The sequence below is a fragment of the Synechococcus sp. CC9902 genome (assembly GCF_000012505.1).
In the GTDB taxonomy this organism is placed as follows: domain Bacteria; phylum Cyanobacteriota; class Cyanobacteriia; order PCC-6307; family Cyanobiaceae; genus Parasynechococcus.
Map to the genome: position 1 here is coordinate 587,726 of NC_007513.1, position 12,910 is coordinate 600,635.

Sequence of the window (12,910 nt, forward strand, 5' to 3'; positions counted from 1 at the left end):
TTGGATGTCGGTGTCCAGCTCGATTCAGACTCTTTTTCTGCCATGCATTTGTTGAAGTGCCAATTGCTTCGATTCGACTAGCGCAGCAGCCTTCGGCTTGCATCCACGTCTTGGCCTCGAGGCCGTTAACGTTGCCGAAATAAAGTCTGACAATGGCGATTTACGACGGAGTCTTGAATGTCGTTTTACGAAATCCATTCGAAGACAAAAGTAAGTTTTTTAAAAAATCTCAATATGTTTTTGGTCCAAGGTTTATTTTAGGGACTGTATTTGCGTTTGTTGGTGTATTTGGTTTCGCAACATCTGGTCTTGTTTGGGAATTTAAGGGTATTGAGCTTGGTCTCACCGCACTAATAACTTCTTTCATCGCGCTTCTTTTCAGCATCGTATTTTTATTTCCATTTTCGAAGCCGAAAGAAGAACAACCTTCTAGACAAAACAATATCGTAAAAGTAAAAACTACTCCATCCCAAGCATCATCTGAAGCTGTGGCCATTGACTCGGTTGAGTCCGTTATTACAACGGCCGAAGAAATTCGTACACAACTTGCATTGAGTGAAAAGGAGAAGCCTGAAATTGTTATGGTCAATTTTTCTACAAATCATTTGCTTCCTGGAAGCTCTTTGCTCCCATCAAAGAGAAAAGCTGGTAAATCGTTAGATACCTTTCGTGAAACAGCTAAATCCCTTTACAAAAGTGAAGCTTAGATCTTTTCAGTTTTCAAATATTTGGGGTCTCGGAATTAACTCATAGACTTTTTATATTTTCTCTTTATGCATCCAACTAATCCAGTCTGCTGAAATTTCCTGAGGGCAAACTGCTTCGCATTCCAAATTGCTGCTACAGCTTCCGAATCCCTCTTGTTCCATTCGAAGTTGCATCGTCCTTGCCCGTGTGGATCGTTCTGGCTGTCCTTGGGGCAGTTGGCCGAGGTGAGCCAGTTTTGCCGCTACAAAAAGGCTGGCTGAGGCATTGCGACAACTGGCAACGCAAGCACCACAGCCGATGCATGTCGCTGTATCGAATGCCTTTAATGCTTGTTGTTGACCAATGGGTTGGGCGTTGGCATCAGGCGCCTGTCCTGTTCCAGTTGAGCAATAGCCCCCAGCCGCAATAATGCGATCCAATGCTGATCGGTCCACCATCAAGTCTTGGATGGTGGGAAATGCATTGGCTTTCCATGGCGCCAGAGTGATGGCAGCACCGTCGGAAAATTCTCTGAGATAAAGCTGGCAAACGGATGTGGCTGTGCGTGGTCCATGGCCTTGGCCATTGACGAGAAAACCGCAACTACCGCAAATCCCTTCTCGACAATCATGCTCAAAACTGACAGGTCGTAGTCCGCTACTGATCAGCTGTTCATTCAGTTGATCGAGGGCCTCTAGCAGGGAGAGATCAGACGACACATTCTCCAAAATATGAGTTTCATAGGAGCCCAAATCCGAGGCTGTTGTTTGCCGCCAAATCCGCAAGGTGAGTTTCATTTGTAGCTGCGGGTGCTGGGTTTCAAGGTGGTGAACTGCAATGCTTCTGTATGACGGATCGGTGTGCCATTGGCGTTGTGCTCCCACGCTGCGATATGGGCAAAGTTGGCGTCGTCTCGCAACGCTTCGCCTTCTGCACTTTGATGCTCTTCGCGGAAATGGGCGCCGCAGGATTCCTCTCGAGCCAACGCATCGCGCAGCATCAGGTCTGCAAGTCCGAAGAAGTCACTCACCCGTAGTGCTTTTTCGAGTTCGGCATTTGGTCCATGGGCTTCGCCTGGTACGCGCACCTCGTGTTGGAAGCGTTCGGAGAGGGCTGCCACAGCTTGAAGACCCTGCTTTAAGCCCTTCTCATGACGACTGATGCCGCAGTGATTGATCATGATGGCGCCAAGGTCTCGATGGAAGCTGTCCACTGGAGTGTTGCCTTGGCTGTTGAGCAGGTTGTCGATGCGGGATTGGGTGCAGTCGAGGGCTTCTCGACAAGCTGGATGATCGTCTTGAATCTGTTCCCCTGCATGCCCTGCGAGCCAGCTCGTTACTGTCGATGGCGCAATGAAATATCCATCGGCCAGTCCCTGCATTAAGGCACTTGCCCCCAGGCGATTCGCACCATGTTCGGAGTAGTTGGCCTCGCCCAGAACAAACAATCCCGGAATCGAACTCATCAGTTGATAATCCACCCATAGTCCTCCCATCGTGTAGTGCGGAGCTGGGTAAATCCGCATCGGTTTCTGATACGGATCGTCGCCGCTGATGCGCTCATACATCGTCATTAAATTGCCGTATCGCGCGGCGATGGTGTCGCGTCCCTCATTCGCAATGGCGTCGTTGAGATCGAGGTACACCGACCGTCCCCCAGGGCCCACACCGCGGCCTGCATTGCAGAGTTCCCGGGCCCGCCGGGACGCAACATCGCGAGGCGTCATGTTTCCGTAGGTGGGATACATCCGCTCGAGGAAATAATCCCTTTCCTCTTCCGGAATCTCATTGGCTGGACGCTGATCCCCAGCCCGTTTGGGCAACCAGATCCGCCCGTCATTGCGAAGACTTTCGCTCATGAGCGTCAGCTTGCTTTGGAAGGCATCACCGCTCGGAATGCACGTCGGATGGATCTGGGTGAAGCAGGGGTTGGCGAAGAGGGCGCCCTTTCGATGGGCACGCCAAATGGCGCTGGCGTTGGATTTCAACGCATTGGTTGAGAGGAAGTACACGTTGCTATAGCCACCACTGCAGAGCAGGACGGTCCGGGCGGTATGCACCTCAAGCTCACCGGTCAGTAGGTGTCGGGCCACCACGCCGCGGGCCATGCCATCGATGGTGATCAGCTCCAGAACGTCGCGGCGTGTGAGCAAGCGCACGCGTCCAAGTTCCACCTGGCGCATCAAGGCTTGATAGGCCCCATACAGCAACTGTTGCCCCGTCTGTCCGCGGGCATAAAAGGTGCGGCTCACCAATGCACCCCCAAAACTTCGGGTGGCCAAGCTTCCGCCGTATTCCCGAGCGAATGGAACCCCTTGGGCGACACACTGATCAATGATGCCGCTGCTGATTTCGGCCAGCCGCTGACAACCGGCTTCGCGGGCTCGGAAGTCGCCCCCTTTCAGCGTGTCGCTGAACAGTCGACTGATGCTGTCGCCATCGACCGCCACGGCACGGGCGGCATTAATGCCCCCTTGAGCTGCCACCGAATGGGCGCGCCGTGGGCTGTCATGGAAGCTCAGCACCGTCACCCGGTAACCCTGTTGGGCCAGAGTTGCAGCGGTTGAGGCTCCCGCAAGACCAGTGCCAACGACAAGGATGTCGATTTGGCTTTTGCGCAGTGGACTGATCAGTGGACTCGTTTCGCGGGTGCGACGCCAGGCGTCCGCTAGCGGGCCTGAGGGCAGGCGTGGATCGGGTAAGCCACTCATGCTCCGACATCCAGGGCCAGCCCCAGGCTGATCAGGAGAAACCCCCCGCTCACGAGCGCTGCAAGCATCCGTCCGCCGAATCGAATCGAGCTCTTGTTGGAAGGATCCAGCCAACCCAAGCTGCGATGGGCTGCCTCAGCCCCGTGAACGAGATGCAGTCCGATTGCCAAAGCACCAAGGCAGTACATCGCAAGGCTGAAGGGCTGTTGCAGCACATGCACCAAGGCCTCTCGCTCGTGACCATCCAATGGGCGTGGAAAACGAAGCTGCTGCAAATGGAGCCCGATAAAGCCCAGCGTGATCACGCCAGCGATTGTTTTGCTTCGACTCGCCCAGGCGGCAAGCGGTTCGCCGCGTCGACTGACGAGGTCTGCCGTATTTCCGGCCTGTCGATTACGAAGTGCCTTTTGAAGGCTCAGGCTGATGTGGAGAAAGCTGGTGAGCCCAAGCCCAAGTTCCAAGGGCCTCAACCAGAGATTGTGGTGCAACCCACTCGCATAGGCCTCAAAGCTGGCCGGCGCTCCGAGGACAGACGTCAAACCTCCCAGATGAACCACAAGAAACAACACGAGTAGGAGGCCGCTCAGGGCGTTGGCGTTTCGAATCGTGCTAGTAAGAGTCATCCAGGCGGAATGCAGCAGAGGGTGAGATCTGTCGTTCGGGGCGTTCCCCTAAGGGTCGCAAATGGAGTTCGGCCGGCAAAGCATTGAATCAACACTCAATTCAACGCAACGTTGCTGGTGCCTAGGCAGAACGTCGATCGGTTTTTAGGGTGATGGTTGTGGCTCAGTTCAGGCCCTGATTTTTATACGCCGTCGCCTTCGTTGGTTGGTTGTCCTTGTGGCGGCGACATGCGTTTGCACGTTGATTTTTGGTTTGTGGAAGCCAGCGGCTCCACTCCCTCGCGATGTTGCCGTTGCCCAGCCCATCGATTGGGAACTATCACAAGCCAAAACGGTCTCCCCCGAGCTTCCTGAACTCAATGTTGGGGTTTATGTCACCAACATCAATAACATCGATCTTCTCGATGATCAGTTCTCGATTGAGATGCTGCTTTGGACCGAATGGGCTGGAGATCCGGCCATCAATCCCAGCGATGACCTGATGGTTCTTAATGGAATTTACGACGGTGATATACAACGTTTTGAACGTGTGAGTCGTGAGAATCGTCTCGATACAACTTGGAGTTTGTACCGCGTTCGTTCATCTGTCGTTAAACATTGGCGGCTTCAACGTTATCCTTTTGATACACAGATTCTCCATGTCAATATTGGGTTAGAGAATCCATTACAACCCATCAATCTTGGCTTAACCCAAGAGAATAGTTTTTCAATTAATCCAGGCCTTTTGTTGTCGGGTTGGAGCCTGGACCAGCCCAGCTCCTACGTCTCTAGTATTAGTTTGATGAGTGATCTTGGTCAGCCCCTTGATGAAAGTGTTGTGATTCGCCGTCAATCAACAGTGTCTTTTGATTTGCCCATTCAACGAAGGAGCTTGTTGTTTGTGGCTCCTGATTTCTTGGGTTATATGTTGGCTGTTGGATTGTGTTGTATGAGCTTATTAATTACTCATAGTCGAGATGATCTGATTCTTGCTGCAGTTGTATCTGCCGGTGGAAACTATGTATTTATTGCTGGAAATCTCCCCGTTACGGCGATGACTGGGTTTATCGGAAATTTGCAGCTCATCATTTTCTTGGGAATTTTATATGTGGTTGCTGCTGACGAAATGATCGATAATCAATTAACGCACTACAGCCAGCGTATTTCGCGAATTTTACGTGTTTTGCTTTTGCCCAGTTACGTCGGAATCACCATTCTTGGCATTGCCTTAATCATTCCCTAATAGAAATCTTATGGAACCATCGTCTGAGAAATTGTCAGCAGACCATCCCCATGGTTTATGGACGCTCGTGACAACGGCGATCTCTCTTGTCTTGCTGCTCGTTGGTGGTTTATTAATCCAGCCACGTTTGGTGGAGCGTCGGACCAGGATTGATGACCAATTCATCCTCACCCCGACGGAAGTAGCGGCCTTGCCTTCTGAAACTCTCGTGGTGGTTTTAGATCGCGAGGATGGTCAAGATCAAAATGATTTCAAATACAAGCTTCTACAACTGATCCTTCAGCGCAGTGGGCAGCCCTATGCCATGGGTTTTAGCACCATGATTCAGTCGCAAGATGAAGCGGTCGAAGCTATTTCCCATGGGTTTGATTCTCAACGAAATCCGATGGGGCTCACCGTGGGGGTTTATGGCGCTGGTGCTGCCCTCAATGAGCATTTGCATCCGATCGAAATCCCCGTGGCTGGCGGAGTTTTGGGTTTGCGGGCTGGCTGGACCTACCGAGAGGAATTGCCAGTACTCGCCACGATTCAAGAGATCAGCGATCTCCAAGATATTGTTCTTTTGCAAGGCTTGGGATGGAGCGATGTGGAGATATTTGATGCGGCAGGTTTACGTACATATACAGCTCGTCCAGAGGAACTCTTTCGGTTAGTTGACAATCGTCGTGTGCAACTGTTTCCGCGCGGGATTGCAGAATTAGAGGATGAGGAGCCCGTTGTTCGTGCTTCTACGAGCCGCACTGTGCTGGATCCATATCTTTTGATTGCCTATCCATTTGCAGGGTTTTTCTATGTTGCCCCTGATAATCAGCGTTTAGCTCAGGCTATTCGATCTGGTTTTGAACGTGCTATGGAGGATGGCTCCTATCAAGAGCTCATTGATCAAACTGTGTTCACTCCTTGGCTTAAAAAGTACCTTAATCTCGCAAAACGAAAAGTAATTGTCCTAAATAATCCAAATGCGGCTGAGGTTTTGTCCGCGGTTAATCCCGGTCACTGGATTGTGCCTTGGCATAAGCTTTTACAGGGCACCATGAACCGTGGTGAAGAACTCTGCACTGTGCAGCAGCTAAAGGCATTGTGCGATTAAAAGATCTTGAACGATCAGTTCAAGATCTTTGTTATTTGTAATTAGGGCTGTGCTTCGTTCGGTACTTAAAGTGCGGTCACCATTTGCTTGAATACATCGCTTTCGGTATCTTCCGCCATATCTCGAAGTAGTTCTTTGCTGTCTTCACCAAGGTTTTCAAGGGTTTTTGCGGTGTAATCAAAGTTGTCAAAAATTGTCTCGACAGACCACACATAATTATTCTCAATCGCGTAGCTGCAAATGCTTTTTACAACCTCATCTTGCGTGGCTCGGATGCCTTTTTTCCAGAGGTCATCAATAATAAAGTCGACGGTGATAGATCCTTCAAGCATCGGATCAAGATCGAACGCCAGGATGCAGCCGAGCTCATTAAACGTGTCGACCCATGAACTGTTGCCTGCGAGGCAGTCTTTGATAATGGAATGAGCCTCTTGCTTCGTGGTCACGAGATACAACGTTGAATGCTTTGTTTTTAGAGCATCCTTGCTTTGCTTGCTGCGATATTTAGGAAGACTTCAACTCCTTCCATCTAAAGCCATTAAAAATGTTACATATCTCATGCCGTTCCCGCCTCGCTCATGTCTTCCAACTGGCTTTTGTTTCTTAAGATAGTAGTGGTATTTGTTTAAGCTAACTTTCCCGGCCATGGTTTTAATATCGAATAAATCAGTGCTATGGCGGAAGTTAGATTTGAAGTTGAGCATCATTCCCTGTCTCAATGCAGGATTAGCAATCAGTCTCTTCTGCTCGGTGTCGAGATTGAAATGTCAGGAAGGGCGCTATTGATGATGCAGGGTTGTATCTCAATGGATGTTCTACTGATTCATCGCTATGAGGACTATCTTCGAAGGAAAGAGTAATAGGGCAGTGTATTTTGCTCCAGCCTTGGAGCCATAAGCTTCAACGTATTTCATTATTTTGTAGATATTGATTCTCGGTTGCTACTAAAATTTCGATGTATGTTCATTGTTGGTCGCTTGCAGTTATTTGTCTAAATGACACCACTGCTCTGCAATGGCTGAGATACTCATCTGATGTCATCTCATTTTTGGCTTTATGGGTTTGGCGGCTCAAGATTTCAAATTCAGCGATTGGCTTTTGATGAACATGTCCCACGGTGGGCATTCTTTTAAGGCACTTCTGGCGGGTCAAGCTGCTGTTCAGTCGATCGCCCCTGCTGATTGGCATCAGCTGCTCGCCATCTAATGGAATCCCGTCATAGGGATCCGTCCCGTCGCAGTTATGAAAAGCTTTATGGACAGCCATGATGGCTTCTTTGGCTTGGTATGTCCCACCGCGCCTGCGGTCGCGTCGTGTAAGGATCAGCGCCTCGCGGTTTAAGACCCTTTTGTAGGCGTTAGGTGTGAGCTTTAGCCACAGGGGTGGAATGAAATCACGGATTTTTGTATTGTTAAGTCCTTCGAGCTGAGTGATATGAATGTCTCCAATTTAGTGATCAAGATATTGTCATATATCCGCCGGCTTCAATTGTTCTTATTCTCAAATCATGTGTAGGCCTTGGTTGCAGTCAATTCCCGTTGAAAGCCGATGACCTGACTTGAACAGGCGACCCACGCTTTACGAAAGCGTTGCTCTACCAGCTGAGCTACATCGGCAACGAATTTAATTTATCATTCCAGAAGTACTTTTCCTTGCTCACTTGTCTGATCAGCAGGGTCGAAAGTCTGGTCTTGACCCCGCCATGAGAGAGCGTCTCCTTAAGGAGTCACTCACCCCTTGGCGTGGCCTGAGGAGGCTCGTTTGGGGTGCCTTGTTCGCTTCCGCCGGACTCGGTCTGTTCACAATGCTCTTCCGCGTTTCCGCCGGCAACGCTGTTGAACTCAGTGACTTCGGGATCCAAGCCGGGGCTCTCACTCTCTTCTCCGTCCTCCTTTACGTCGACCGTACCAAAAGCACCGACTGAGTCCTCGTCCTGTCGCTGTGCGACCTCTGGAGGGTCTGTTTCGAGAACTGATGCTGCGTCCATGGTGATCTCGCGATCGCCTGCCCTGATGTTCTCTTCGTTGTTGTCGGCTTCATCGTTGACAGCCTGATCATTTACAGCCTGTTCGTCTTTGAGCTGTTCGAGGTTGGCTTCGTTGATGTTGACCTTGCTGGTGTCCTCCTCGGCTGGGTCGATATCGAGGCCGACATCGTTTGTTTCGGTGTTGTTCTCTTCAAGGCCATTGTCTTCAAGGCCCTCGTCTTCAAGGCTCTTGCTCTCGTCGAGGCTCGGTTGGTTGTACTTCTCAGGATCGTTGAAGCTGTCTGTTGGGGTCGTTTGGCCTTGATCTGCCGCATCTGCGTCCAATGGATCGTTCTTCGTTGGAACAGGGTCTGATGAAACAGCTTCTGATGCTGGTGGCGGCTCTGGGGTTGTTTTCGCAGCAGGTTCAGGCCAATCCAACTGACCCAGCCGAAGAATTTGCAGCCCAAAACTCGTGTGCTGTTGATCCGCTGCAATCGAGTTGTGTTCGGCCGTGTTCCCTGGTGACGCCGCCTCGTCGAGTTGACTCCGAATGGGTAGGAGCCATCCCAAGGCTTGGCTGATTTGTTGGACTTGCCACACCATCAAGGCCAGCACTGGGATGCTGATCAACAGAGTGACGAGTCGTGATTGTCCGAGAACGGGTGAAAACTCACTGGCCAGCACAGCGGAATCATCAAGCCACCACAGCAAAGGCAGAGATCCAAGCGCTGCCACAGCAACACTGGTGCGGCTGATGAGGCCACCCTGCTTCGCACTGAGAGCTTGCTGGGCTTGATCACGCTCCTTCAGTGGCACGCGTACGAGCAGCAGTGATCCCCAATCAGCCGGTCGTTTCCATAACGCGGCAGCAGGTGCCAGAACGCCAATGGCCCAGATGAGTAGACGTTCGACTGGAGGGACCGGTCCAGGATCGGCTCCCGCAAGAATCAACCGAATCAGCAGTAGCTCTAATGGAATGGCTCCAAGGGCAAGGCATTGGAGCCAGAGCAAAGGCTCGAGACGGGGCTTCACGACAGAAGTGGAGATCAGGTTGTGAGTTTGCGGCGTTGGGTAACCATCTTGAAGGCTTCGATGCGATCACCCTCTTCCCAGTTGGCGAAACGGTCTGCACCAACACCACATTCGAAGCCTGTAGCCACTTCTTTGACGTCGTCTTTGTTGCGACGCAGAGAATCCAAATCGCCGGTGTACACCACTTGTTTGCCTCTGTGCACTCGGACTCTGCAGTTGCGGTGCAGCTTTCCGGTGTTGACGTAGCAACCCGCAACAGCGCTTTTGCCGATGGTGAACACGGCGCGCACCTCGGCTTCGCCAAGGGCTTCTTCGATGAGTTCTGGCTCGAGTAAACCTTCCATCGCTAGCTGGATGTCTTCCAGCAGCTTGTAGATCACGTCGTAATCCCGAACATCAACACCAGTGGCATCGGCGGCCTTTTTGGCTCCAGAGGCCATGGAGGTGTTGAAACCGATGATCACGGCACCAGAAGCCGCCGCCAGGTCGACATCCGTTTCGGTGATTTCACCTGGAGCCGACAGCAAGACCCGCACTTGCACTTCATCCTTGGGTAGTTGCTCAAGCGAACCGAGGATGGCTTCCACGGATCCCTGAACATCAGCTTTAAGGATGAGGTTGAGCTCTTTGAGCTCGCCTTCATTGGCTTGACCGGACATTGCCGTGAGCGAGACCCGTCGCGAGGCCATTTGTTGAGCGAGGCGTGTCGCGCGAGCATTTGAGGCGCGGTCGCCCACCACAGCCCGAGCAGCTTTCTCGTCGGGGTAGACCTCAAACTCGTCGCCAGCTGTGGGCACTTCGCTGAACCCGAGGGCTTCCACCGCAAACGACGGCCCAGCCTCCTTGAGGCGCTGGCGATTGTCGTCCACCATGGCTCGAACTTTGCCCAACACCGGCCCTGCGGCGAGTACGTCACCGGTTTTAAGGGTGCCGTTCTGAATCAACAAGGTGGCGACTGGGCCTTTTGCTTTGTCCAGGTGAGCTTCGATCACGGTTCCGCGGGCGGGGCGGTCTGGGTTGGCCTGAAGGTCTTCCACCTCAGTCACCAGGAGCAGCATTTCGAGAAGCTTGTCGATGTTTTCGCCCTTGATGGCGCTAACAGGCACCATCACCACATCTCCACCCCATTCTTCAGCGAGGAGATTCTGCTCAGAGAGCTCTTGCTTCACCCGGTCTGCAGAGGCACCTTCTTTGTCGATCTTGTTAATAGCAACAACGATCGGCACCTCTGCGGCCCGGGCGTGGCTGATCGCTTCAAGCGTTTGAGGACGCACACCGTCGTCGGCGGCGACGACCAAGACAGCAACGTCGGTGACTTTCGTTCCCCTCGCACGCATCGCGGTGAATGCAGCGTGGCCCGGGGTGTCGAGGAAGGTGAGCTTCCGTGCCTCGTCTTTGTGTTGGATTTCAACCTGGTAAGCACCGATGTGCTGGGTGATTCCACCGGCTTCTCCAGCAGCCACCCGTGCTTGTCGGATCGCATCGAGAAGGCTCGTCTTGCCATGGTCGACGTGGCCCATGACGGTGACCACAGGAGGGCGACGAATCAGGTGTTTGAGATCCGCCTCTTCGATCATTTCGACGGTCTTCTTCGCCGCCTCCTCTACATCGTCCTGAAGCACAGGAACATCGAATTCCTTTGCCACCGCTTCGATGGTGGGCATATCCAGGGTTTGCGTCACCGTGGCGATCACCCCTTTAAAGAACAGGGATTTGATGATTTCTGAACTCTCGATGCTGAGCATGTCTGCGAGTTCTTGCACCGTGAGGTTGTCCTCCGGTACCACGATCATCTCGGGACGTACTTGCTTGGCCTCCCGCGCTGCCCGCAGTTCCATGGCGCGACGACGTTGCCGTTGACGAGCGGTTTCCTTGCGGCGTTTGCGCACCGCTGCCACAGGCTTGGGAGCCGTTCTTTGTTGGGCTTTCGGTTTGGCTGGGCGCGCCAGGCTGGCTGAAAGCACCATTGCCTGCTGTTCGCCAGCAAATCCGCCGGTTTGTGCAGCGAGAGCATCATCGTTCTCGCCAATGATGTGGACTTTTTGCCGTTGTTTTTGAGGCGAGCGGCTGCGTAGTGCCTCGAGCTTGGCGCTGTCGTCCCAATCGGGGCGCCCAGGGCGCCGTTGACCTCCGGGGGCACCTGGGCGGAATCCTGGGCGACGAGGCGCTGAGGGTGCTGTGGGCCGCGCCACTGGAGGAGTAGCTGTGCCGGCGGCTTCCGTGGGGCGATTGGGAGCATCAGGACGCCGGGGTGCTGGGGCTGCCGGACGACTAATAGGCTTTTGGAGCTGCATGAGCTCGCCGGGTGCCACGGGTTTACGCATGCCACCGGGCATGCCCGGCCGAGTGGGTGCGCCGGGTCGTGTTGGCGCTCCTGGACGGCCACTAGCTGAAGAGCCATCGCGTCGGATTGGCTTACCAACCAATTCGAGGGTGTTCCCTCCGGGGCGTGTGGGTGCACCGGGTTTTCCGGTTCGTGTGGGTGCACCGGGACGTGCGGGTCCCCCTTGGCGTTGGGGCACTCCGGTTCCAGGACGTTGGGGGGCTCCAACACCTCCCGTACGGCGAGGAACGGGTTTGCCGACGAGTTCGGGTCGCGGCGTCGGACGTGCGGGGGTGCCGGTTTTGGTCGGAGCGCCCACGCGTGGTGGGGTTCCCGGACGGGGTGGAGCCCCAGCGCGGGAAACAATTTGCGGCTTCTGGCCCTGGGGTGCCCCTGGTCGGCTTGGTGCTGCTGCGGGACGCGGGGTTGGCCGTGATGGCGCTGGGCGCGGCGTTGATGCTGGTGGGGGGGCGCTTGATGCTGCCGCAGGGCTGCTAGCAGGCCGTGGGGTTGGCGCCGTGGGCTTCACGATCGTGGGTTTCGCTGCTGCAGGCTTCGCAACCACTGCAGGTTTTGCTGCCGTGATCGGTTTCGAGACAATTGCAGGCTTTGCGGCCCCTGTGGGCTTCGTTGCTGGAGTTGGTTTGCTAACGAGTTCTGGCGCTGACGGTTTGCCGACGACCTGAGGCTTCGGGGCTCCCTGGGGCTTCGAGGGGGCAGGGCGACTTGGGGCAGCGGCAGCAGCCGGTCGAGGTGTAGAGGTTGTCGTCGCTGCCGTTGGGCGCGCTGGCGCCGTTGCAGGTTTGTTCGGCGTTGATCCAGCCGACGTGCTTCCAGCAGGTGCAGGCCGAGCGGGTGGGGCGACAGCCTTCACCGATGGTTGCAAGGGTTTGCTGGCGGCCGGTTGAGCCGGAGCTTGCGGTTTTGCAGCAGCAACAGGAGCTGTGACGCCTGGCGAAGCAGGGGCCTTTTTGACCGACAGGATCGATTTGCCCGCTGCCGGTTTGGCTGGTGCAGGTTTGGCCGCCGGAGCGGTTGGTTGGCTGGGTGAAGCACCCTTCCCAAGCAAGCTACGGATCTTTCCGGCTTCGGAGTCACTGATTGAGCTGCTGTGGCTTTTGGCTGCGATTGAAAGCTTCTCGGCAGCATCCAACACGTCCTTGTTTTCAAGGCCGAGGTCCTTGGACAACTCGTAAATTCTGACTTTGCCGCTGCTGGTCATTCAGTTGGGGTCTCCGATCGAGCCGGGCATGG

Annotated in this window: 9 protein-coding genes, 1 tRNA gene and 1 pseudogene; 4 read left to right on the top strand and 7 right to left on the bottom strand. The window is 53.9% G+C overall.

The window, feature by feature from the left end:
• Positions 1–152: 152 nt before the first annotated feature.
• A complete protein-coding gene (locus SYNCC9902_RS02950) occupies positions 153–707 on the top strand; it encodes a hypothetical protein (RefSeq protein ID WP_011359396.1) in 555 nt (184 codons plus the stop codon).
• A 51-nt stretch (positions 708–758) separates the two neighbouring features.
• On the opposite strand, the gene SYNCC9902_RS02955 is transcribed toward SYNCC9902_RS02950, so the two are convergent.
• The 3 genes from SYNCC9902_RS02955 to SYNCC9902_RS02965 are packed head-to-tail and all read right to left on the bottom strand — an operon-like array spanning position 759 to position 4,020.
• Positions 759–1,484 (bottom strand): succinate dehydrogenase/fumarate reductase iron-sulfur subunit, encoded by a 726-nt coding sequence (locus tag SYNCC9902_RS02955; protein WP_011359397.1) that lies wholly within the window; start codon positions 1,482–1,484, stop codon positions 759–761.
• Positions 1,481–3,397 carry a fumarate reductase/succinate dehydrogenase flavoprotein subunit gene (locus SYNCC9902_RS02960; protein WP_011359398.1) on the bottom strand — a complete coding sequence of 639 codons (1,917 nt, stop codon included), beginning with the start codon at positions 3,395–3,397 and terminating at the stop codon, positions 1,481–1,483. Before SYNCC9902_RS02960 ends, SYNCC9902_RS02955 begins: the two co-directional genes overlap by 4 nt.
• Entirely contained in the window at positions 3,394–4,020 is a 627-nt protein-coding gene (locus SYNCC9902_RS02965) for a succinate dehydrogenase cytochrome b subunit (protein WP_011359399.1), read from the bottom strand. The genes SYNCC9902_RS02960 and SYNCC9902_RS02965 overlap by 4 nt, the downstream gene beginning before the upstream one ends.
• Before the next feature lie 424 nt (positions 4,021–4,444).
• Here SYNCC9902_RS02965 and SYNCC9902_RS02970 point away from each other — a divergent pair, with 424 nt between their 5' ends.
• Together SYNCC9902_RS02970 and SYNCC9902_RS02975 are read left to right on the top strand one after the other, a co-directional pair.
• Positions 4,445–5,242, top strand: coding sequence for a hypothetical protein (locus SYNCC9902_RS02970; protein ID WP_232179254.1), 798 nt, complete (start codon positions 4,445–4,447; stop codon positions 5,240–5,242).
• A 91-nt stretch (positions 5,243–5,333) separates the two neighbouring features.
• Complete coding sequence (locus SYNCC9902_RS02975) at positions 5,334–6,332, top strand: hypothetical protein (RefSeq protein ID WP_232179255.1); 999 nt, start codon at positions 5,334–5,336, stop codon at positions 6,330–6,332.
• 65 nt (positions 6,333–6,397) lie between these two features.
• Here the strand turns inward: SYNCC9902_RS02975 and SYNCC9902_RS02980 are convergent, their stop codons facing one another.
• Together SYNCC9902_RS02980 and SYNCC9902_RS02990 are read right to left on the bottom strand one after the other, a co-directional pair.
• Complete coding sequence (locus SYNCC9902_RS02980; protein ID WP_041425303.1) at positions 6,398–6,778, bottom strand: hypothetical protein; 381 nt, start codon at positions 6,776–6,778, stop codon at positions 6,398–6,400.
• A gap of 1,097 nt (positions 6,779–7,875) precedes the next feature.
• Positions 7,876–7,948: transfer RNA gene (locus tag SYNCC9902_RS02990), tRNA-Thr, on the bottom strand.
• An 86-nt stretch (positions 7,949–8,034) separates the two neighbouring features.
• Here SYNCC9902_RS02990 and SYNCC9902_RS11970 point away from each other — a divergent pair.
• Complete coding sequence (locus SYNCC9902_RS11970) at positions 8,035–8,256, top strand: DUF3493 domain-containing protein (RefSeq protein WP_369776182.1); 222 nt, start codon at positions 8,035–8,037, stop codon at positions 8,254–8,256.
• Between the two features lie 501 nt (positions 8,257–8,757).
• Here SYNCC9902_RS11970 and SYNCC9902_RS12860 read toward each other — a convergent pair.
• Positions 8,758–9,333 (bottom strand): annotated as a pseudogene (locus tag SYNCC9902_RS12860) (low-complexity tail membrane protein); the annotation flags it as partial.
• Between the two features lie 14 nt (positions 9,334–9,347).
• Complete coding sequence (infB, locus tag SYNCC9902_RS03000; RefSeq protein ID WP_011359405.1) at positions 9,348–12,878, bottom strand: translation initiation factor IF-2; 3,531 nt, start codon at positions 12,876–12,878, stop codon at positions 9,348–9,350.
• Positions 12,879–12,910 lie beyond the last annotated feature (32 nt).

What these genes read in the sequence shown, in the direction of transcription:
- infB (WP_011359405.1), bottom strand. Translation starts at nt 12,878, where the DNA reads ATGACCAGCAGCGGCAAAGTCAGAATTTACGAGTTGTCCAAGGACCTC.
- SYNCC9902_RS02960 (WP_011359398.1), bottom strand. Translation starts at nt 3,397, where the DNA reads ATGAGTGGCTTACCCGATCCACGCCTGCCCTCAGGCCCGCTAGCGGAC.
- SYNCC9902_RS11970 (WP_369776182.1), top strand. Translation starts at nt 8,035, where the DNA reads ATGAGAGAGCGTCTCCTTAAGGAGTCACTCACCCCTTGGCGTGGCCTG.
- SYNCC9902_RS02955 (WP_011359397.1), bottom strand. Translation starts at nt 1,484, where the DNA reads ATGAAACTCACCTTGCGGATTTGGCGGCAAACAACAGCCTCGGATTTG.
- SYNCC9902_RS02970 (WP_232179254.1), top strand. Translation starts at nt 4,445, where the DNA reads ATGCTGCTTTGGACCGAATGGGCTGGAGATCCGGCCATCAATCCCAGC.
- SYNCC9902_RS02965 (WP_011359399.1), bottom strand. Translation starts at nt 4,020, where the DNA reads ATGACTCTTACTAGCACGATTCGAAACGCCAACGCCCTGAGCGGCCTC.
- SYNCC9902_RS02950 (WP_011359396.1), top strand. Translation starts at nt 153, where the DNA reads ATGGCGATTTACGACGGAGTCTTGAATGTCGTTTTACGAAATCCATTC.